This is a genomic window from Pseudotabrizicola sp. (assembly GCF_030684215.1).
In the GTDB taxonomy this organism is placed as follows: Bacteria; Pseudomonadota; Alphaproteobacteria; order Rhodobacterales; family Rhodobacteraceae; genus Pseudotabrizicola.
Map to the genome: position 1 here is coordinate 294553 of NZ_JAUXOV010000070.1, position 20057 is coordinate 314609.

A 20057-nucleotide genomic window follows, 5' to 3' on the forward strand; every position below is an offset into this window, starting at 1 on the left:
CCGGATTGCCCGAATAAAACCGGGGCGCCGTAGCGCCCCGCTGTCTTACTTGACCATTTCCACAGCGTCTTCGCGCTCGCCAAACGGGCGCGGATCACGGGGTGGGCGGCCGATCACATCGCGCAGCTCTTCCAGTTCGATGAAATTGTCACACTGGCGGCGCAGCTCGTCTGCGATCATCGGTGGCTGGCTGCGGATGGTAGACACAACTGACACGCGCACACCCTGCCGTTGCAGACTCTCGATCAGCGGCCGGAAATCCCCATCCCCGGAAAACAGAACGATATGATCCACATGCGGCGCAAGTTCCATGGCATTGACGGCAAGTTCAATATCCATGTTCCCCTTGACCTTCCGCCGGCCCTGGCTGTCGGTGTATTCCTTGGCCGGCTTGGTCACCATGGTAAAGCCGTTGTAATGCAGCCAGTCTACCAGTGGGCGGATCGGTGAATATTCGTCATTTTCCAAAAGCGCAGTGTAGTAGAACGCCCGCAACAGCTTGCCACGGCGCATGAATTCCTGCCGAAGCAGCTTGTAGTCGATATCAAACCCCAGCGCTTTGGCCGCAGCATAAAGGTTTGACCCGTCAATGAACAACGCAAGTCGTTCGTCCTTGTAAAACATTTGTAAATCCCCTCGAAAATCCTGACTTTGTCGCACCAAAATGTGAGTGGTGTGGTGGCTTTGACAATCGGCGCGATGTAAAGACAATGCCAAGTATCAGGTCGAAACTTGGTGCCGCAAGTTGGTCTATACGAAAGTGTAATACTGCCATGAACGACAAGATGCGCGCTTTGATTGCATTCGGCGCCAATCTGCCATTCGGCGCGTCTTTGCCTGCACAAACAATCGCCGATGCTGTCGCGTGTCTTGATGCTCGTGCAGTTAATGTAAAAGCCTGTAGCCGCCTGTTCAAGACGCCCTGCTTTCCAAAAGGCGCTGGTCCCGACTATGTGAACGCTGCGGCAGTGCTGGAGGTGTCGGCAGATATGACACCATTTGCCCTGCTCCAGCATCTGCACGCGGTTGAGGCCCGATTTGGCCGCAGCCGCAATACGCGCTGGGGGATGCGCACGCTGGATATCGATTTGCTCGCGCTGGACAGTCTGGTGTTGCCCGATCCCGCAGGACAAGCGCATTGGCGTGACCTGTCGCCGGATGATCAGGCCCGGCTGTCGCCTGACGAGTTGATCTTGCCGCATCCCAGGCTTCAGGACCGCGCTTTTGTGCTGGTGCCCCTTGCGGATATCGCACCGGATTGGGTTCACCCGATCCTGCAGCGCAGCGTGGTGCAGATGCTGGAGGCACTTTCCGCTAAAGATCGCGCCGAAGTCCGGGTGTTTGCCTGAATCCGGGGTTGTCAAGGCCGGGCATCGCGCGTAAGTACACGCTTTCCATGCCCCCAAGACCAACTGGAGTCGTCCATGGCCCGCGTGACGGTTGAAGACTGCGTTGACAAGGTTCCGAACCGGTTCGAACTGGTGATGCTTGCCGCCCATCGGGCGCGCGAAATCCAGTCCGGCTCGCCGCTGACCATTGATCGCGATAATGATAAGAACCCGGTTGTCGCCCTGCGCGAGATCGCGGATGAAACCCAATCGGCAGAATCTCTGCGCGAACGGATGATCGAAAGCCATCAGACCCAGATTGAGGTTGATGAGCCCGAAGATGACCAGATGGCTTTGCTGATGTCGGGCGAAATTGACCGCCCAATGCAGGACGACATGTCCGAAGAAAAGCTGTTGCGCGCCCTGATGGAAGCACAGGGCGAACTCTAAACCGGGGGGAACCCCGCTTCAGGGGCGATGATGATCGACGTAGAAGACCTCATCGCCCTTGTCCGGAATTACAATCCGCGAACCAATGCCGATCTGATCCGCCGCGCCTACGCGTACGGCATGCAGATGCATGAAGGTCAGATGCGCAAATCGGGTGAGCCGTATTTCACCCACCCCGTCGCCGTTGCCGCCATTCTGACGGAACAGCGGCTTGATGATGCGACCATCGTGACGGCGCTGCTGCATGACACGATCGAAGACACCAAGTCCACCTATACCGAGGTTGAACGCCAGTTCGGTCAAGAGGTGGCCGAGTTGGTCGATGGCGTCACCAAGCTGACCAACCTGCAATTGTCATCGACCGAAACCCAGCAGGCGGAAAACTTCCGCAAGCTGTTCATGGCGATGTCCAAAGACCTGCGGGTGATTCTGGTCAAACTGGCCGACCGTTTGCATAATATGCGCACGATCAAATCGATGCGGGTGGAAAAGCAGGCGCAAAAAGCCCGCGAAACCATGGAAATCTATGCCCCGCTTGCCGGGCGCATGGGCATGCAATGGATGCGTGAAGAGTTGGAGGATCTGTCCTTCAAGGTTCTGAACCCTGATGCGCGCAATTCTATCATCCGCCGATTCCTGACCCTGCAACGCGAAGCAGGCGATGTGGTTCACAAGATCACGGCCGATATCCGGCATGAATTGGAAAAGGTCGAGATAGAGGCCACCGTATATGGGCGCGCGAAAAAGCCGTTTTCAATCTGGCGCAAGATGCAGGAAAAGGATTTGGCGTTTTCGCGCCTGTCCGACATTTACGGTTTTCGCATCATTTGCGCCAATGTGGCAGAATGCTACACCATCCTTGGCGTGATTCATCAGCGCTGGCGCTCGGTGCCGGGCCGCTTCAAGGATTACATTAGCCAACCAAAAACCAACGGCTACCGCTCTATCCACACCACGGTATCGGGCCGCGACGGTAAACGGGTAGAGGTGCAGATCCGCACGCGCGAGATGCACGAAGTAGCCGAGGCGGGCGTCGCAGCGCACTGGTCTTACCGCGAAGGCGTGCGCGCCCAGAACCCCTTTGCCATTGATCCCGGCAAGTGGATTGCGTCGATGACCGAACGGTTCGACGAAGGCGATCACGACGAGTTTCTCGAACACGTCAAGCTTGAGATGTATTCGGATCAGGTATTTTGCTTCACGCCCAAGGGCGATGTGGTGCAGCTTCCCCGCGGGGCAACCCCCTTGGATTACGCCTATTCGATCCACACCCGCATTGGGAATTCCTGCGTGTCGGCCAAGGTTGACGGCATTCGCGTGCCGTTGTGGACACGGCTGAAAAACGGCCAATCGGTCGAGATCATCACCGCCGAAGGTCAACGCCCGCAGGCCAGCTGGATCGACATTGTGACAACGGGTCGCGCTAAGGCAGCGATCCGCAAGTCACTGCGCGAAGAAGACCGGGGTCGCTTTATCAAGCTGGGGCAGGAACTTGCCCGCGCGGCCTTTGATCACGTTGGCAAGAAGGCTAGCGAAAAGGCGTTGCGCACCGCCGCCAAAATGTTGGGCCTGCATGACGAAGAAGACCTGCTTGCCCGCCTTGGGTCTGCCGAACTGACTGCGCGCCGCGTGGTTGAGACGCTTTATCCCGAACTTGCGCGCGCCGATCTGGAGGTGGTGGACGCCGCTCGCCCGGTTCTGGGCCTGTCCGATGATCAGGCTTTCCGCCGCGCGCCATGCTGCCAACCGGTGCCGGGTGAGCGCATTGTCGGCATCACTTACCGGGGCAAGGGCGTTGTGGCTCATGCCATCGACTGCCCGGCGCTGGAAGAGTTTGAGGAACAGACCGAACGCTGGGTTGATCTGGCCTGGCACTCTGGTCGCCACGCTGCGGTGCATACCGTGACGATGGAAATGACGATTGCCAACGATGCGGGCGTCCTTGGTCGCATTTGCACCTTGATTGGCGAGCAGCGCGCCAATATCTCTGACTTGAGGTTTACAGATCGCAAGCCAGACTTTTATCGTCTGATTGTGGACGTTGATCTTCGTGATGTCGAACATCTGCATATGGTTATGACGGCGCTTGAGGCCGAAACCGATGTTGCGCAGGTGTCGCGGTATCGTGATAAAACCCGCAAGCCATAGCGTAGGCAGGCACGGGTCGAGTGGTAAGAAGGGGACTGAGGCGTGGTGTTTCGTCGCCGCAACAAACGGTCATGGCCGGAACGGCTTAAGGCGCTGGTCTATCCGCAAGGCGGATGGATGCGTGCGGGCTATTATGTCTGGCACCGTCTGACGCGACTGCCGGACCCGCCGCACCGAATTGCACGGGGCATCTTTGCTGGTGTGTTCATTTCGTTTACGCCTTTGTTCGGCCTGCATTTCTTTGCCTCGGCTTTTCTGGCCTTTCTGATGCGCGGCAATATCATCGCGGCAATTTTTGCGACGTTCTTCGGCAATCCGATTACCTTTCCCATCATTGCCGTAAGCTCGGTGCAACTTGGGCACTGGCTTTTGGGTACGGGTGTTGATGCTGTCCCCGCCCGTCTTATCCTGACTGCGTTCACCAATGCGGGGGGGGAGATATGGTCAAACATTCTGGCCACATTCACGGGTGATCCAACACAATGGGGCAAATTGCGTCATTTTTATTATGGCCTGTTCAAACCCTATTTCGTGGGAGGAATCATTCCGGGCCTGATTGTTGCGACGGTGTGTTATTATGTCAGTCTGCCGATTATTCTTGGCTATCAGAAGCTGCGTCAAAAAAGACGGCGCGAGCGTGCAGAGAATCTGCGCGAGCGGGCGGCCGCACGTTTGCGCGCCCGGTCTTCGGTCGATGACGGAGCATCCGGGGGAAGCTGAGGCTGTGACGCCCTTCACAATTTGCGTTGGGGTGTTCACGAAACGCTGTTGGGCCGCCTCTATTTCTGGCGTGTCAGTCACATCGAAGTCATGTATTGCGGCTTCTGTCAGGCTATGGTGTCCGCCCAGATCGGGCGCGCCGAAGGCCTAAGCGAGGAACGACGTGGTTTTTAAAAGGCGTGACCGGCGGGGTTGGCTGGCTTGGGTGCGGGAGATGTTCTACCCAACCGGGGGCTTTCGTCGTGCGACCCGCTATGTCATCCACCGCATGCAGCGTTTGCCCGACCGCCCGCACCGTATTGCGCGCGGGGTGTTTGCAGGCAGTCTGATCGGTTTTCTTCCTCTGCCGGGGTTGCAGTTTCTGGGAGCGTGGGGGCTGGCCTTTCTGATGCGTGGCAACATTCTTGCGGCGCTGCTGGCCACGTTCAACTCCAACCCGATCACCACGCCCTTTTTTGCAGTGGGGGCAATCTCGCTGGGGCATTGGATGCTGGGCATCGACACGCCGCTGACCGCCGAGGCCATCGGTGACGGCTTCGGCCGCGCGGGCACAGAGCTTTGGCATAATTTTCTGGCGATCTTTGGTCCCGAACATATGCATTGGGATGGGTTGGCGCAGTTCTGGTCTGATATCTACCTGCCCTATTTCATCGGCGCGCTGGGGCCGGGCATTCTGCTGAGTTTGATCTTTTACTACATCACCATTCCGCTGGTCGAAGCCTATCAGAACGCCCGCAGTGTCAAATTCAAGGAACAGAGTGAAAAGCGCCTGCTGTTGCGCGAAAAGCTGGCGGCGCTGGGCTTGCGCGGTGAGCCGAAGAAGGGCCCTGTGAGAGACCCTGTGACCGATACAAAACAAGGGGATGACGTGCCCCCACCAGCGCCCTAATCTTTACTGGGTGACGACAAGAGGATACGGCCATGACACACAGCGGCAAACTTCGACTTGGGGTCAACATTGACCATGTGGCGACCCTGCGCAATGCACGCGGTTCGGCATGGCCTGACCCGCTGCGAGCGGCGCTGCTGGCCGAGGCGGCCGGGGCCGATGGGATCACTGCCCACTTGCGCGAAGATCGCCGCCATATCCGCGACGGCGATATGGCCGCTCTGAAAGATGGGATCGGCATTCCGCTGAACTTTGAATGCGGCGCAACGGATGAGATGCAGGCAATCTGTCTTGCGACGCGCCCTCATGCCGTGTGTCTTGTGCCAGAACGTCGAGAGGAGCGCACGACAGAAGGCGGGCTGGATGTGGCAGGCGACACCAACCGGCTGGCGGCCTTTGTCGCGCCGCTGCGGGACGCAGGGGCGCGTGTCAGCATGTTTATCAGCCATGACGCGCGCCAGATCGAAGCCTCGGCCCGGATTGGCGCGGCTGTGGTCGAACTGCACACGGGGCTTTATTCCGATCTGCACGCAGAGGGCCGGCTTGAGGCGGCGGAAGCCGAACTTGAGGCGTTGCGCAAGGGGGCGGCCTTGGCCCATAGTCTTGGACTGGAGGTTCATGCGGGGCATGGGCTGACCTTTGACAACGTGGCCCCCGTCGCCGCGATCCCGCAAGTGGTAGAGCTGAACATCGGGCATTTTCTGATCGGCGAGGCGGTATTTATGGGTCTTGGTCCGGCAATCCTGGAGATGCGGCGCTTGATGGATGCGGCGCGGGGTCTGTGAACGGGTCGCTTGGGGCAGAGGGCGAAAGATGAGTATTTGGAAAGCAGCAATTGTCAGAGGCGCGTCATGCGCCTGAGCGGTGGTGCTCTGATGATGTTGCTGGGGACAGCTTTGCCCACAACGGCGCAAGAGGTCGCGGAGTGTGATTGGCGCAGTGCGGCGCAGGCGATTGCCGAGCCGTGGGAGGACAACACGGTGACCTTTGCCAATGGCAGGGTCCGGTTGGCGGTGATGGATGTAATGGAACCTGCTGCCGGAGCCTTTCATTTGTTGATCCTGTCGCCGCCATACGCCGAGTTGGGCGAGCGTCAGTGCCGGATCATGTCGGCTCGGGGCAGCTTTGGCTTTGCCGGGTTGTCACTTGCGGGGGCCACTGCCAGCTATGACCCCGCCACCGGGCTGACCGTCAGTCTGGCGGCAAAGCGTTGGTCTGAGGGGGATGTGTTCAGCGACACAAGGTTGCTTGTCGCCATCAATCAGGCGACAGGTGTTATCAACGGGTTTCTGGAATAGCGACATGATCCTTGGAATCGGCAGTGATCTGGCCAATATCGAGCGGATCGAGGCAACGCTCGCGCGATTTGGCGACCGTTTTCGCAACCGTGTCTTTACCGACACCGAGCAGCGCAAGGCTGGCAGTCGCCCGCATGGGGTTGCGGCAACTTATGCCAAACGCTGGGCCGCGAAAGAGGCCTGTTCCAAGGCGCTGGGCACTGGTCTGCGAATGGGAATTTCCTGGAAAGACATGGCCGTGACCAATCTGGAGACCGGCCAGCCCGTGATGCATGTGACCGGGTGGGCGGCAGAGCGCCTGAACACCATGACGCCTGTCGGGCATAGCGCAGTCATTCACGTCACACTGACCGACGATCATCCATGGGCACAGGCATTTGTCGTGATCGAGGCCCGGCCCGTGACGAAAGGGTGAAGCGCATGCCGCACCACGGGCTGAACTTGACTCGGGCCGGATGCGGGCGCATGTAGCGGCCCGTAGAGCAGCAAGGTGGATGCAGGATGGCCAGCAAGGCGAAAGAAGACGGCGGTATCGTCGAGACGATCAAAACAGTGGTCTATGCATTGTTGATTGCAGGCGTGTTCCGCACCTTGTTTTTTCAGCCGTTCTGGATTCCGTCGGGCAGCATGAAAGACACCCTGCTGATTGGTGATTTTCTGTTCGTGAACAAGATGGCCTATGGCTACAGCCGCTATTCCTGCCCGTTTTCGGCTTGTCCGTTTGACGGACGACTGCTGTTTGGCGAACCAGAGCGCGGCGATGTGGTTGTGTTCCGTCATCCGGTGAACGGGTCGGATTTCATCAAGCGCCTGATTGGCATGCCGGGAGATACAGTGCAGATGCGTGGTGGCATGGTCTATCTGAACGGGGTAGAGGTGCCACAAGAAGCTGCAGGCGTGTTCAGCGAAGTTTATGAGCAACAAGGCCCGATGGGTCATCTTCCGCGCTGTGAGAACGGACCCGTGGGGCAGGGCGATACCTGCACCAAATCGCGCAGCCGAGAGACGCTTCCGGGGGGCCGAACCCATGATGTGCTGAACATCGACACCAATGGCGCGGGTGACAACACCGATGTGTTCACCGTGCCTGCGGGCCACTACTTTTTTATGGGCGACAACCGCGATAACAGCCAGGATAGCCGCTTTGTGCAGGCCGTGGGCGGTGTTGGCTTTGTGCCAGCCGACCATCTGATCGGGCGGGCCGACAGGATCATGTTCTCGTCAGCGGGCCGGTCGATGCTGTACTTCTGGACGTGGCGGTCTGACCGCTTCTTCAAGGCGGTGGAATGAGGCTGTCTGCGGACCTTAAGGCCTTTGAGGGCCGGATCGGGCACCAGTTTGCAACGCCTGAGCTGTTGGTCCGCGCCGTCACCCACGCCTCACTTTCATCGCAGACCCGGCCAGACAATCAGCGGCTGGAGTTTTTGGGCGACCGGGTGCTGGGCCTTGTGATGGCCGAGGCCCTGCTGGGCGCCGATGTCGCCGCATCCGAAGGGCAGTTGGCCCCGCGCTTTAACGCTATGGTGCGCAAGGAAACCTGCGCCGATGTCGCCCGTGCGATTGATCTGGGCGAGGTGATGAAGCTGGGCCGCTCTGAGATGCTGTCGGGTGGCCGGCGCAAAGAGGCGCTCTTGGGCGATGCAATGGAGGCGCTGATTGCCGCCGTCTATCTTGACGGCGGCTTTGATGCCGCCAGGGCGTTGGTCTTGCGGCTTTGGGCCGACCGTATCGGCGCGGTGGACCGCGACGCCCGCGACCCAAAGACCGCGCTGCAGGAATGGGCGCAGGCCCGTGGCATGACCCCGCCATGCTATACACAGACCGGGCGCACTGGCCCGGATCATCAACCGATTTTCACCGTCGAAGTGGTTCTGGACAATGGCGCGCGCGAAACCGCTCGCGCAGGCTCCAAGCGCATCGCCGAACAACAGGCCGCCCGCGCTTTGCTGGCAAGGCTGGAGCAAGAGATATGACAGACGCACCCACCCGCGCGGGCTTTGTTGCCCTGATTGGCGAACCCAATGCCGGCAAATCCACCCTTCTGAACCGCATGGTCGGGGCCAAGATCTCGATTGTGACACACAAGGTTCAGACCACCCGCACCCGTATTCGGGGTGTGGCGATCGAAGGGCCGGCGCAGATCGTCTTTGTCGATACCCCGGGCCTGTTCCGCCCTCGCCGCCGTCTGGACCGTGCGATGGTCAAAGCGGCATGGGGTGGCGCATCGGATGCCGATGTGATCGTGCTGATGATCGAGGCGCACCGTGGCCTGACCGAAGGCGTGCAGGCCATCATCGACCGGATGCGCGATCAGTTGCCGCAGGGTCAGCCGGTAGCTTTGGCGATCAACAAGATCGACCGCGTGAAAGCCGAGGTGCTGCTGGCGCTGGCCGAAAAGCTGAACGAAGCCTTTTCCTTTGCCAAAACCTTCATGATCAGCGCTGAAAAAGGCTATGGTGTCAAAGATCTGCGCGAATGGCTGGCCGAACAACTGCCTGCGGGTCCGTGGTTCTATCCCGAAGATCAAATCGCCGATCTGCCGATGCGGATGATCGCTGCCGAGATGACGCGCGAAAAGCTGACCCTGCGCCTGCATGAAGAACTGCCCTATCAGCTGACGGTCGAGACCGAAAAATGGGAAGACAAGCCCGACGGATCGACGCGTATCGACCAGATCGTTTATGTCATGCGTGATGGTCACAAGGGCATCGTTCTGGGCAACAAGGGTGAGACGATCAAGGCCATCGGCTCTGCCGCGCGGGCGGATATTTCAGAGTTTCTTGACCGCACTGTGCATCTGTTCTTGCAGGTCAAGGTTCGCCCCAACTGGCTGGACGAACCCGAGCGCTATTCCGAAATGGGGCTGGATTTCAAAGACGGCGACTGACCATGCCAGCGCCTGATATCCGCCTGCAAGCGAACCTTTGGGTCTCGGCCTATCTGAACCGTCTGCGGCTGGCCGATATTCCTGCCTATGTCACCCGCAAGGGTGATCCCACCGCCGGCACCGTGCTGGTCAAGGTGGCGCTGCTGGACGGTACTGCCCGCGCCTTTGAGCGTGGTTATGACATGGCGACTGGCTCGCGGGTGTGGCGGCAGATGGCCGATGGACCAGAACCCGAGGTTGACGCCATGCTCACCCGTGCCGGACAGCGCGACCCTGACCTGTGGGTGATCGAACTGGAAAGCAGAACCGGGCGCACCTTGCTGGATGAGGACGGGTTGTCATCCTAATCGCCGCTTTGCCGTGATCAGTATTGCCGAGACGGCCACAAAAGCCAGCACCATCCCGGCGCAATTTAGCGAGACAGACAACCACCCCAAGCGCCCCACATCCAGAAACGGATAGGGCCAGAACCCGGTCAGCGCCCCGCGTGTGAGCGCATAGGTCAGATAGGCCAGCGGCCAGATCAGCGCTGTGCCATGGACCCCTTTGCCCGGCTCAGGCGCAAACAGCAGCCACCAGACCAGAGTCAGCGCTGGCACCGCCGTATGCAATCCCTGATCCGCCCACCACGCCATGCCGACCGGATCGACCAGTCCCGCCAACAGGGTGTGATACACCAGCCCTACCATCACAATCGCCACAGTCACAGCAAAGGCCAGCCGCCCCGGAACCTGCCAACGCATCGCCACCAGCGCCATCATCACCGCCACCACCAGATTGGTCAGCACGGTGAAATATCCGGCCATCGCCCAAAGTGTTGCCGATACCGAAATGCTGCGCATCTCAACATGGCTGGCATCGAACTGCAACCGCAGCGACACGATAGCCAAGGCAAAGATGAAGGCCGCGCTCAGTCGTGGCGGCAAGGGCAGGTCATTGGTCATTTGGAGAGTATCTGGCGCAACGCATTGGGGCTTCAAGCGGAAATGCAGTGCTTGAAGCCCCACGCCGCGCCTGCAAAGATCAGCCCTATGGAATGGCGCGAAGACGGGGTGCTTTTGTCCATGCGACCGCATGGCGAAGGCTCTGCAATCATCGAGGTGTTTACCAGCGGCCATGGCCGTCATTTCGGCGTGGTCCGGGGCGGGGCGTCGCGCAAACGCGCGCCGCTGCTGCAACCCGGCGCGCAGCTTGACCTGACATGGCGGGCGCGTCTGGATGATCAGATCGGCGTGTTTCTGGCCGAACCCGTGCAATCACGCGCCGCCGTGCTGGAAAGCCCGCTGGCTCTGGCGGGTCTCACGGCGGCTTGCGCGCTGTTGCACATCAGCATGCCCGAGCGCGACCCCCACCCGATTTTGTATCGCAGCACGGTGTCGTTGATGGATGCCATGGCAGGCGGAACCGATTGGGTGGGCGATTATCTGCGGTGGGAAATGCTGCTGCTTGATGAGATCGGCTTTGGCCTGGATCTGTCGCGCTGTGCCATAACCGGGCAGCGCGATGATCTGGGCTACGTCAGCCCGCGCACCGGGCGCGCGGTGTCACGCAACGCTGCTGGCGATTGGGTCCCCAGGCTGCTGCCTTTGCCACAGGCGCTGATGGGGCAGGGTCCGGTTACCCTCGCCGACGCGGCGCAGGCGCTGGCCATCACCGGCCATTTCCTTGGCCGGGAACTGGCGTCTGATATGCGGCCAAGCCCGTTACCCGAGTCCCGCGCTCGCTTGCTTGCGCGGATCAATCGCAGTTCGGGCTGACAAACGACGCAAAGTGTCGCGCCCGGATCAGACCTGCCGCCCAATCCTTGGGCAAATGGCAGGCGAGATATGACATGGCCAATAAATTCATTCCCCTTCACCTGAAGCATGCTCCGGCCCCAAAGGTGCAAAGTTTTGCCCTTTTGTCGGGGCTGGAGGCAGCCGTGCGCGGCACCTTGGTTTCGGCCATGCCGCTGGCGGTCTATGACGCACTTGGCAGCGCCGAGGCAACCTCATCGGCCTATTTCGTTGCCGGCATCGTCTCGTTGATCTGGGGCCTCATGGTGCCATGGGCCACGCGGCACATTCCGCGGCGCTGGATGTATACGCTGGGTTGCGGCCTCTACCTGATTGGCATGAGCATTGCGATTGTGGGCACCGGCTGGCTGATGCCCGTTGCGCTGACCTGCCTTGCGATGGCCACGGCGACCACCTTTGTCTGCCTGAACGCCTATATTCTCGACTATATTGACCGCCAGAACCTTGGCCGCAGTCAGTCTATGCAGATGGTCTTTGCCGCCGGGCCATGGGCGATCGGACCGCTTCTGGGAGTCTGGTTGCGCAGCATCTGGGCACCCTTGCCTTTTGTGGTAGCCGGGGCCTGCGCGATTTTGCTGCTGACAGTTTTTTGGGTGCTGCGATTGGGCAATGGCAAACAGATCAGCCGTGCCAAGGGGCCTGCCGCCAACCCGCTGGCCTATCTGGGCCGGTTCTTCGCGCAACCCCGGCTGATTGCAGGATGGCTGTTTGCGGTCATGCGCTCCTGCGGCTGGTGGGTCTATGTGGTCTACCTGCCGATCTTTTGCATCGAGGCAGGCTTGGGCGACAAGGTTGGCGGCGTGGCCCTGTCGCTGTCCAACGCGCTTCTGTTCGCCTCACCGGTGATGCTGCGCTATGCCCGGTCTGCCAGCGTGCGCCGCACGGTGCGCTTCGCTTTTGGCGCCGGTGGCATGTTGTTCCTTGCTGCCGCCGCTGTATCGCCACTGCCTTGGGCCACGGTGCTGTGCTGCATGGCTGCGGCGGTGTTTCTGGTGCTATTGGACATCGTTGGCGGCCTGCCGTTTCTGATGGCTGTGAAGCCGTCCGAGCGAACCGAGATGTCAGCAGTCTACTCCAGCTTTCGCGATGTCTCGGGCATCCTGACCCCAGGGGCTGCATGGTTGGTGCTGTTGGTGGCCCCTTTGCCGGGGATCTTCGCGGCGTCTGGGGTCGGTCTTGTGATAGCTTGGGCGATCTCAGGCCGATTGCACCCCCGCCTTGGTGTGCAGCGCGTGGTGCAGCAGGTGGAAAGATGAGTATTTACGCCAAGATGAAATCAAAAGCGCAGTTCGCCGCCGTTTCATCTTGGTGAAAGTACTCATATTACGACCTTGAGGCCCAAACACGCCAGATGTCCAAGGCCCGATGCCGTTTGCGGAGGCGGCTTCGGGCGCAGTATGAGACCTTTTCAGGCGCGTCGCACGATTAATCCAGCAATCGCCGGGCAATCACCTGCGCTTGAATCTCGGCGGCCCCTTCAAAGATGTTCAGGATGCGGGCATCACACAGGATACGGCTGATCTGATACTCCAGTGCAAAGCCGTTGCCGCCGTGGATCTGCAAGGCATTGTCGGCCGCTGCCCAGGCCACACGCGCGCCAAGCAGTTTGGCCATCCCTGCTTCCAGATCGCAGCGCTTGTCATGGTCCTTTTGCCAAGCACTGAAGTAAGTCAGCTGACGTGCCACCATGATCTCTACCGCCATCATCGCCAGCTTGCTGGCCACGCGAGGGAATTCGATCAGAGCCTGGCCGAACTGCTTGCGGTCCTCGGCATAGCTCAGCCCCACATCGAGCGCGTTCTGCGCGACACCGATGGCGCGGGCAGCGGTCTGGATGCGGGCAGATTCGAAGGTCTGCATCAATTGCTTGAACCCCTGACCCTCTACCCCGCCCAGCAGGTTTTCGCCCTTTACCTTGAAGTCATCAAAGTTGACGGTGTATTCCTTCATGCCGCGGTAGCCCAACACCTCGATCTCGCCACCCGACAGGCCGGGGTCGACAAAGGGCGTCTCGTCCGTGCCGGGGGTCTTTTCGGCCAGAAACATCGACAGCCCACGATAGTCGCTGGTCGCATCCACGCTGCGGGCCAGCACGGTCATCACATGGGTGCGCGCCGCATGGGTGATCCAGGTCTTGTTGCCGGTGATGGTCCAACTGTCGCCTTCGCGCCGCGCCCGCGTGCGCAAAGAGCCGAGATCCGATCCGGTGTTGGGCTCGGTGAACACCGCCGTCGGCAGGATTTCCCCGCTTGCCAGTTTGGGCAACCAATGCGCCTTTTGCTCGGGCGTGCCGCCGCACAGGATCAGCTCCGCGGCAATCTCTGACCGGGTGGCGAGGGAGCCCACGCCGATATAGCCGCGCGACAGTTCCTCGGACACCACGACCATGCTGGCCTTGGACAGGCCAAAGCCGCCGAATTCCTCTGGGATGGTCAGGCCAAACACACCCATTTCCGCCAGCTGGTCGATCACCGACATCGGGATCAGCGCATCCTTGAGGTGCCATTCATGGGCAAAAGGCGTGACCTGTTCGCCAGCAAAGCGGCGGAACTGGTCGCGGATCATCTCCAACTCGTCATCCAGCCCGGTTGCGCCAAAGGTTGCATTGGCGCGGGTGTCACGCATCAGCGCCACAAGGCGTGCGCGGGCGGCGGCGGTGTTTCCTTGGGCCATAAGGGTCTGTGCCGCCGCACCGCAGGCTGCCGGGGAAAGGTTCAGGTCCTGCAAGCGCGCGACCTCTCCCTGGCTCATGGGGATGCCCCCATGAATCTGGTTCAGATACTCGCCGAAAGTGATCTGGAGGATCAGTGCTTCCATTTCGCCAAACTTGCCATCCGCCGTCAGCCGGGTCGCCCAAGCCTGCATCTGGCGCAGGGCTTCGGTATAGGTTGCAAGCCATGCCATCGCATGGGCGGCGTATTGGTGTTCTTCCATCGCGACAGCAGAGATCTTTCCCGAGATGCTGACCATGTCGCGCAGGTTTTCGCGGCCAGCGTTGAACAGTGCCTCGGTTTCGGGCAGCGCTTGCGCCGTCAGCGCCAGCAGGTCTGCCAGCAGCGGCGAAGTGGGGGTCGTCTGTCCGTCATGGGCCATGGCGCGCTTCCTGTCTTTGGATTCTGCGAGTGCTTTTGAGCTAATCACTTTGCAAGTGCAGCGCAACTTAATTTCAATGCAAAGCCATTGGTATGATCGAAAATGTCGCAGGCAATCCTGGCGCGAGCGGTAGGCAGACTGGTTTTGCGGCTGACGCGCAAACTGGGCTTTCCATTTTCGTCGGCGCGCGCAATGCAGGGCACATGATTGAAAACGCCGTCCTTTATGTCTCGGTTGATCAGGGGTTTTGGCCTTTGACTGCTGCTGTTGTCGTTACCTTGCTGGCGGGCTTCGTCAAGGGAGCGGTTGGTTTTGCGATGCCGCTGATCATGATCTCGGCCTTCTCGGCCTTTTTGCCGCCCGAGGTGGCACTTGCAGGGCTGATCTTGCCCACATTAGTCACAAACCTGAGTCAGGCATTCCGGCAAGGGTTTGGTCCGGCAAAGACCACCGCATGGCAATTCAGGCGCTTTTTGATCGGAACGGTGGTATTCATCGCCATTGCTGCGCAGTTTTTCGATCACATTCCACGTGTCGCCTATCTACTGCTTTTGGGCGTGCCAGTCACCGCCTTTGCCGCGCTGCAGCTTGCAGGCGTGCCGCTGGCCCTGCGGCTGGAGCATCGCAGCCGTGCGGAGTGGGGGCTGGGGGTGATTGGCGGGCTTTATGGTGGCGTGTCGGGCATCTGGGGGCCGCCCTTGCTGGTCTATCTCTTGTCGATCAATGCCAGCAAGCTTGATGCGGTGCGTGCGCAGGGTGTGGTGTTTCTGATTGGCGCAGTGGCGCTGCTGGCAGCTCACCTGGGCACGGGGCTTGCCAATGCACATACGATGGCTTTTTCGGCGGCGCTGATTGTGCCCGCGCAACTCGGGATGGTGCTGGGCTATCGTCTGCAGGACCGTCTGCCACAGGCGCGGTTCCGGCGCTGGACCCAGGCGCTTTTGGTGGTGACGGGGCTGAACCTGATTGTGCAGGCACTGGTGGCCTAGGGTAAATGCGCTCTGCGCGGGAGTATTTGGAAAGCAGCAAACGCAAAGCGCCCGCGCATCTGAGGCGCGGGCGCTGTCAGGTCAGGCAGGATCAGCCAATCGCGGCGGCTTTGATGTCGTCGTCGATGTAGGGCACGTACTGGCCGAAGTTTTTCGAGAACATATCAACCAGCTTTTTCGCCTGCGCATCATAGGCAGCAGGGTCAGCCCAGGTGGTGCGGGGATTGAGCAGGGTGCAGTCGACGCCCGTGACAGCCACAGGCACATCAAATCCGAAGTTCGGATCGCGCCGGAATTCGACGCCTGCAAGCGATCCGTCCAGTGCGGCGCTGAGCAGGGCGCGCGTGGCCTTGATCGGCATGCGCTTGCCGGTGCCATAGGCCCCGCCGGTCCAGCCGGTGTTGACCAGCCAGCAGGTCGCGCCCTGTTTCAGGATCTTTTCCTGCAACAGTTTGCCGTAGATCTCGGGGCGGCGCGGCATGAAGGGTGCGCCAAAACAGGTCGAGAAGGTGGGTTGCGGTTCTGTGATCCCCCTCTCGGTTCCCGCTGCCTTTGATGTGAAGCCCGACAGGAAGTGATACATCGCCTGCGCCGGGGACAGCCGCGCGATGGGCGGCAGCACGCCAAAGGCGTCACAGGTCAGCATCACCACATGCTTGGGCGACCCGCCAAGGCCAGTGGTCGAAGCGTTGGAGATCGCCTCCAGCGGATAGGCGCAGCGGGTGTTTTCGGTCAGGGATTTGTCGGCGAAATCAAGATCAAACGTCTCGGGGTCATAGACCATGTTTTCGACCACGGTGCCAAAGCGCGATGTGGTGGCGTAGATTTCAGGCTCGGCCTTTGGGTCGAGGTTGATGGTCTTTGCATAGCAGCCGCCTTCAAAGTTGAAGATGCCGCGGTCGGACCAGCCGTGTTCATCATCGCCGATCAGCGTGCGGTCGGGGGCGGCGGACAGGGTGGTCTTGCCGGTGCCCGACAGGCCAAAGAACACCGCCGCATCGACCGGGTTGCCGATGGCATGGTTGGCGCTGCAATGCATCGCCATCACGCCCTTGCCTGGCAGCAGATAGTTCAGAATCGTGAAGACCGACTTCTTGTTTTCGCCCGCATAGGCGGTGTTGCCGATCAGCACGGTTTTTTCGTCAAAGTTCAGCGCGATCACGGTTTCCGACCGGCAGCCATGCCGTACCGGATCAGCCTTGAAACTGGGGACGTTGATGATCGTCCATTCTGGGGTGAAGCCGTCCAACTCTTCCCGCGCGGGGCGGCGAAGCAGGTGCCTGATGAACAGGCCATGCCACGCCAGTTCGGTGACCACCCGCACATCCAGACGGTGCAGCGGATCGGCCCCGGCGTAAAGGTCTTGCACGAACATGTCGCGGCCCGTCAGATGCGCCAGCATGTCTGCTTTCAGCACGGCGTAAGCATCAGGTGCCATCGGCGCGTTGTTGTCCCACCAGATCGAATCTTCAACCGACGGGGTGCGGACCACGAATTTATCTTTGGGAGAACGGCCGGTAAACTGACCGGTAGAGCACAGGAACGCGCCACCTTTGCCCAGACGCCCTTCGCCACGCGAGACTGCGGCTTCGACAAGGGCAGGCTCTATTTGGTTATAATAGACGTTGCCCAAACCGGTGATGCCGTGTGCGTCAAGGGTCTGATTGGGGTTCACGCGTCCGTGGTTCATCCTGCAAGCTCCCGTTGTCCACGCTGATGTGCGGACTGAATGTCGGTCAGAATTCGGTATCCGGGCCAATAGGATACCGGCAGCCCCCAGGGCCATTGGGGTGCCACAAGCCGCCTATAACACAGGGATGACAGATCGGAACAGGATGCAATGGCACAGTTAGCGCAACCATTGTGAGGTTAGCGCAACCATTTTGGCCCGTTTGGTTGAAGTGAGGCATATTAGCCATTCATTCGCAATTTTCTTGCCAGATAGGAGACGAATGGCTGGTGATTCGTACTTCACTGTTGATTCCGTGACCAGTTCCACAGATCATGGTAGAAAATATAAGAGTTCGGGCAGTCACAAGGAAACTCAATCATGGCAAGGATCGCCCTTGTTGACGACGACAGGAATATCCTGACGTCGGTCGCAATGACACTTGAAGCCGAAGGTTTCGAGGTTGAAACCTACAACGACGGCTAGTCAGCCTATGATGCGTTTACGCGCAAGATGCCTGACATGGCTGTGCTTGACATCAAGATGCCGCGTATGGACGGTATGGATCTGTTGCAGCGCATCCGTCAGAAAACGTCGATGCCGGTAATCTTTCTCACATCCAAAGATGATGAGATCGACGAAGTGCTGGGCCTTCGGATGGGGGCCGACGACTATGTTAAAAAGCCCTTCAGCCAACGCCTGCTGGTTGAACGCATCCGGGCACTTTTGCGGCGGCAAGAAGCGATTGCCACGGGCGAAGTGGCCGTCACCGAAGAAACCAAGATCATGGAGCGCGGCCAGTTGCGGATGGACCCGCTGCGCCACTCTGTGACATGGAAGGGTCTTGATGTTTCCTTGACTGTCACTGAATTCATGCTGCTTCAGGCACTTGCCCAGCGACCTGGTTTTGTTAAGTCGCGCGACCAGCTGATGGACGTGGCCTATGACGATCAGGTCTATGTTGACGACCGCACGATCGACAGCCACATCAAGCGGCTGCGCAAGAAGATGCGATCGGTGGATGATGAGTTTTCCGCCATCGAAACCCTGTATGGCATTGGCTATCGTTACAACGAAGCATGACTGCGATGCCTCATATCGGTCTCAGGGAGACGCAGAAACCAAAGGGCGGTGATGTCCTGTTGAGTGAGGATTGGGTCTCGCCCGAGGGCGATGACCCTGCCTTGCGCAACAGCCGGAACAAGCGGGGGCTTGTGTCTCTCAACCGCTCACCGCTTGCACGCAAGATCATCATTTTCAATCTGATGGCTTTGCTGGTGCTGGTTGCGGGCGTGCTGTTTCTGAACCCCTTCCGCGACAGCCTTGTTATTCAGCGCGAACAGGCGTTTGTGACCGAAGCGCAATTAGTCGCAGATATCTTTGAATCGCGCCTTCCCGCAGAAGGGATAGTCGATATGGGTGAGGACAGCGTGTTTGCGCGGTCCATCGGTGACATCAGTCTAAGCGCCGGAACCTCGATCTATGTCATCGACAAAGATGGCCGTGTGGTTGGCAACGCTACAGGCGCGATCCGCGGGCAGGAGGGGGCGGTGTCCGGCCAATCCACGCTGATTACTGATTTTCTGAATTCCGTCTGGGAAAATTCATCAAAACTGTTCTCGTCAGGCCGCGGGCGTGGGGCGGTTGTTGACCCCGAAAGTCTGGCGCGGGCCTTGTTTCAAAGGGCGATGTCCGGGGAAACCGTGATCAATCTAGGCAAAGGGGCAGAGGGCGGGGCGCTGTTTTCAGTCGTAAGCCCGGTTGAGCGCGCCGGTGAAGTCCTGGCCGTTGTTGCCCTGATCAGCGCCGAGGGCGAGATTGACGCGCTGGTGCGCAACGAACGCGAACAGATCTTGCAGATGTTCCTGTTAGCACTGCTGGTGTCGATCGGGCTAAGCCTTGTGTTGGCCTCGACTATTGCAAATCCCTTGTCCGATCTTGCGGCGGCGGCCGAACTGGGCCACGACCGCGATGCGAGAAAGATGCAGCCGGGGCGTATCAGAATACCGGATCTTGCCGGGCGTCCCGACGAAATCGGGCGGCTGTCTGTCGCAGTGCGCGGCATGGTCGCAGCACTGTATGACCGCATCGACGCCAATGAACAATTCGCCGCAGATGTTGCCCATGAAATCAAGAACCCGCTGGCCAGCCTTCGCTCGGCTGTCGCCTCGCTGCATATGGCAAAGCGCGATGACCAGCGTACCCGGTTGCTGGAAGTGATTGACCATGACGTCCGCCGTCTGGATCGGCTTGTCAGCGATATTTCCAACGCCTCAAGGCTCGACAGCGAATTGGTGAAGGAAGAGGAAGAACAGTTTAACCTTACCAAAACACTGACCAATCTGTGCGAATATCTGGGGCAGCAGGCGGGTGAGAAGGGTGTTGAACTGATCACCGACTTCCCGACGACCCCGATCATGATATCCGGGCTGGAGGCGCGCTTGGCGCAGGTGTTTGTCAACCTGATCACCAACGCGGTTTCGTTCTGCGAAGACGGAGATGCCGTTCGGGTCTGGATGCGCGAGCGTGACAATCGTGTGCTGGTGGTGGTCGAAGACACCGGTCCAGGCATTCCCGAAGAGGCGCTTACGAAGGTGTTCAAGCGGTTTTACTCTGAACGGCCACAAGGGCAGTTTGGCAACAATTCCGGCCTTGGCCTGTCTATCTCGAAGCAGATTGTTGAGGCTCATGGCGGCGTGATCTGGGCAGAAAACATTCGGCCGACCCACGCCGATGCCACATCGGACCCACTAGGCGCGCGGTTCATTGTTGGTCTGCCGGTCTGATCCT

Annotated in this window: 20 protein-coding genes and 1 pseudogene; 17 read left to right on the forward strand and 4 right to left on the reverse strand. The window is 59.7% G+C overall.

The features are described 5' to 3' along the window. Nucleotides 1-45 precede the first annotated feature (45 nt). The gene (locus Q8K08_RS15575; protein ID WP_304804774.1) at nucleotides 46-624 is read right to left on the reverse strand and encodes an NYN domain-containing protein; all 579 of its coding nucleotides are present in this window, start codon (nucleotides 622-624) and stop codon (nucleotides 46-48) included. A 161-nt stretch (nucleotides 625-785) separates the two neighbouring features. On the opposite strand from Q8K08_RS15575, the gene folK reads away from it, so the two are divergent. From folK to Q8K08_RS15635, 12 genes are all read left to right on the forward strand, one after another. Next, on the forward strand, nucleotides 786-1349 hold the full coding sequence (folK, locus tag Q8K08_RS15580; protein WP_305250656.1) for a 2-amino-4-hydroxy-6-hydroxymethyldihydropteridine diphosphokinase: 564 nt from the start codon (nucleotides 786-788) through the stop codon (nucleotides 1347-1349). 75 nt (nucleotides 1350-1424) lie between these two features. Continuing rightward, on the forward strand, nucleotides 1425-1778 hold the full coding sequence (rpoZ, locus tag Q8K08_RS15585; protein ID WP_118150331.1) for a DNA-directed RNA polymerase subunit omega: 354 nt from the start codon (nucleotides 1425-1427) through the stop codon (nucleotides 1776-1778). Nucleotides 1779-1808: 30 nt separating this feature from the next. Then, the gene (locus tag Q8K08_RS15590; RefSeq protein WP_304804782.1) at nucleotides 1809-3926 is read left to right on the forward strand and encodes a bifunctional (p)ppGpp synthetase/guanosine-3',5'-bis(diphosphate) 3'-pyrophosphohydrolase; all 2118 of its coding nucleotides are present in this window, start codon (nucleotides 1809-1811) and stop codon (nucleotides 3924-3926) included. Between the two features lie 42 nt (nucleotides 3927-3968). Then, entirely contained in the window at nucleotides 3969-4646 is a 678-nt protein-coding gene (locus Q8K08_RS15595) for a DUF2062 domain-containing protein (protein ID WP_305250659.1), read from the forward strand. 214 nt (nucleotides 4647-4860) lie between these two features. After that, complete coding sequence (locus Q8K08_RS15600) at nucleotides 4861-5535, forward strand: DUF2062 domain-containing protein (RefSeq protein WP_304804037.1); 675 nt, start codon at nucleotides 4861-4863, stop codon at nucleotides 5533-5535. 32 nt (nucleotides 5536-5567) lie between these two features. After that, the gene (locus Q8K08_RS15605; RefSeq protein ID WP_304804035.1) at nucleotides 5568-6320 is read left to right on the forward strand and encodes a pyridoxine 5'-phosphate synthase; all 753 of its coding nucleotides are present in this window, start codon (nucleotides 5568-5570) and stop codon (nucleotides 6318-6320) included. Nucleotides 6321-6386: 66 nt separating this feature from the next. Further along, the gene (locus Q8K08_RS15610; RefSeq protein ID WP_304803544.1) at nucleotides 6387-6833 is read left to right on the forward strand and encodes a hypothetical protein; all 447 of its coding nucleotides are present in this window, start codon (nucleotides 6387-6389) and stop codon (nucleotides 6831-6833) included. Nucleotides 6834-6837: 4 nt separating this feature from the next. Next, nucleotides 6838-7248, forward strand: coding sequence for a holo-ACP synthase (gene acpS / locus Q8K08_RS15615; RefSeq protein ID WP_304803546.1), 411 nt, complete (start codon nucleotides 6838-6840; stop codon nucleotides 7246-7248). A gap of 86 nt (nucleotides 7249-7334) precedes the next feature. Further along, the gene (lepB, locus tag Q8K08_RS15620; RefSeq protein ID WP_304803549.1) at nucleotides 7335-8123 is read left to right on the forward strand and encodes a signal peptidase I; all 789 of its coding nucleotides are present in this window, start codon (nucleotides 7335-7337) and stop codon (nucleotides 8121-8123) included. After that, nucleotides 8120-8806 (forward strand): ribonuclease III, encoded by a 687-nt coding sequence (rnc, locus tag Q8K08_RS15625; RefSeq protein ID WP_304803552.1) that lies wholly within the window; start codon nucleotides 8120-8122, stop codon nucleotides 8804-8806. The genes lepB and rnc overlap by 4 nt, the downstream gene beginning before the upstream one ends. Next, on the forward strand, nucleotides 8803-9720 hold the full coding sequence (gene era, locus Q8K08_RS15630; RefSeq protein WP_305250661.1) for a GTPase Era: 918 nt from the start codon (nucleotides 8803-8805) through the stop codon (nucleotides 9718-9720). The genes rnc and era overlap by 4 nt, the downstream gene beginning before the upstream one ends. 2 nt (nucleotides 9721-9722) lie before the next feature. Further along, nucleotides 9723-10067: a DUF1491 family protein gene (locus Q8K08_RS15635; protein WP_304801022.1), complete on the forward strand. Its 345-nt coding sequence runs from the start codon at nucleotides 9723-9725 to the stop codon at nucleotides 10065-10067. On the opposite strand, the gene Q8K08_RS15640 is transcribed toward Q8K08_RS15635, so the two are convergent. Then, nucleotides 10059-10664 (reverse strand): Pr6Pr family membrane protein, encoded by a 606-nt coding sequence (locus Q8K08_RS15640; protein ID WP_304801019.1) that lies wholly within the window; start codon nucleotides 10662-10664, stop codon nucleotides 10059-10061. The two genes, Q8K08_RS15635 and Q8K08_RS15640, sit on opposite strands and share 9 nt — an antisense overlap. 87 nt (nucleotides 10665-10751) lie before the next feature. Here Q8K08_RS15640 and recO point away from each other — a divergent pair, with 87 nt between their 5' ends. Then, nucleotides 10752-11477 (forward strand): DNA repair protein RecO, encoded by a 726-nt coding sequence (gene recO, locus Q8K08_RS15645; protein WP_304801016.1) that lies wholly within the window; start codon nucleotides 10752-10754, stop codon nucleotides 11475-11477. Nucleotides 11478-11551: 74 nt separating this feature from the next. Then, entirely contained in the window at nucleotides 11552-12772 is a 1221-nt protein-coding gene (locus Q8K08_RS15650; protein ID WP_304801014.1) for an MFS transporter, read from the forward strand. Between the two features lie 169 nt (nucleotides 12773-12941). Here Q8K08_RS15650 and Q8K08_RS15655 read toward each other — a convergent pair whose 3' ends face one another. Then, a complete protein-coding gene (locus Q8K08_RS15655) occupies nucleotides 12942-14609 on the reverse strand; it encodes an acyl-CoA dehydrogenase family protein (RefSeq protein WP_305250664.1) in 1668 nt (555 codons plus the stop codon). A 203-nt stretch (nucleotides 14610-14812) separates the two neighbouring features. Between Q8K08_RS15655 and Q8K08_RS15660 the strand changes: the two genes are divergently transcribed. Further along, a complete protein-coding gene (locus Q8K08_RS15660) occupies nucleotides 14813-15598 on the forward strand; it encodes a sulfite exporter TauE/SafE family protein (protein WP_304801010.1) in 786 nt (261 codons plus the stop codon). Between the two features lie 91 nt (nucleotides 15599-15689). Here the strand turns inward: Q8K08_RS15660 and Q8K08_RS15665 are convergent, their stop codons facing one another. Next, complete coding sequence (locus tag Q8K08_RS15665; protein ID WP_304801008.1) at nucleotides 15690-17288, reverse strand: phosphoenolpyruvate carboxykinase; 1599 nt, start codon at nucleotides 17286-17288, stop codon at nucleotides 15690-15692. Nucleotides 17289-17648: 360 nt separating this feature from the next. Here Q8K08_RS15665 and Q8K08_RS15670 point away from each other — a divergent pair. Together Q8K08_RS15670 and Q8K08_RS15675 are read left to right on the forward strand one after the other, a co-directional pair. After that, nucleotides 17649-18350, forward strand: a pseudogene (locus Q8K08_RS15670) (response regulator transcription factor). Further along, nucleotides 18347-20053 carry a sensor histidine kinase gene (locus tag Q8K08_RS15675; protein ID WP_304801004.1) on the forward strand — a complete coding sequence of 569 codons (1707 nt, stop codon included), beginning with the start codon at nucleotides 18347-18349 and terminating at the stop codon, nucleotides 20051-20053. The pseudogene Q8K08_RS15670 and the gene Q8K08_RS15675 overlap by 4 nt, the downstream one beginning before the upstream one ends. The last annotated feature ends 4 nt before the right edge of the window (nucleotides 20054-20057 follow it).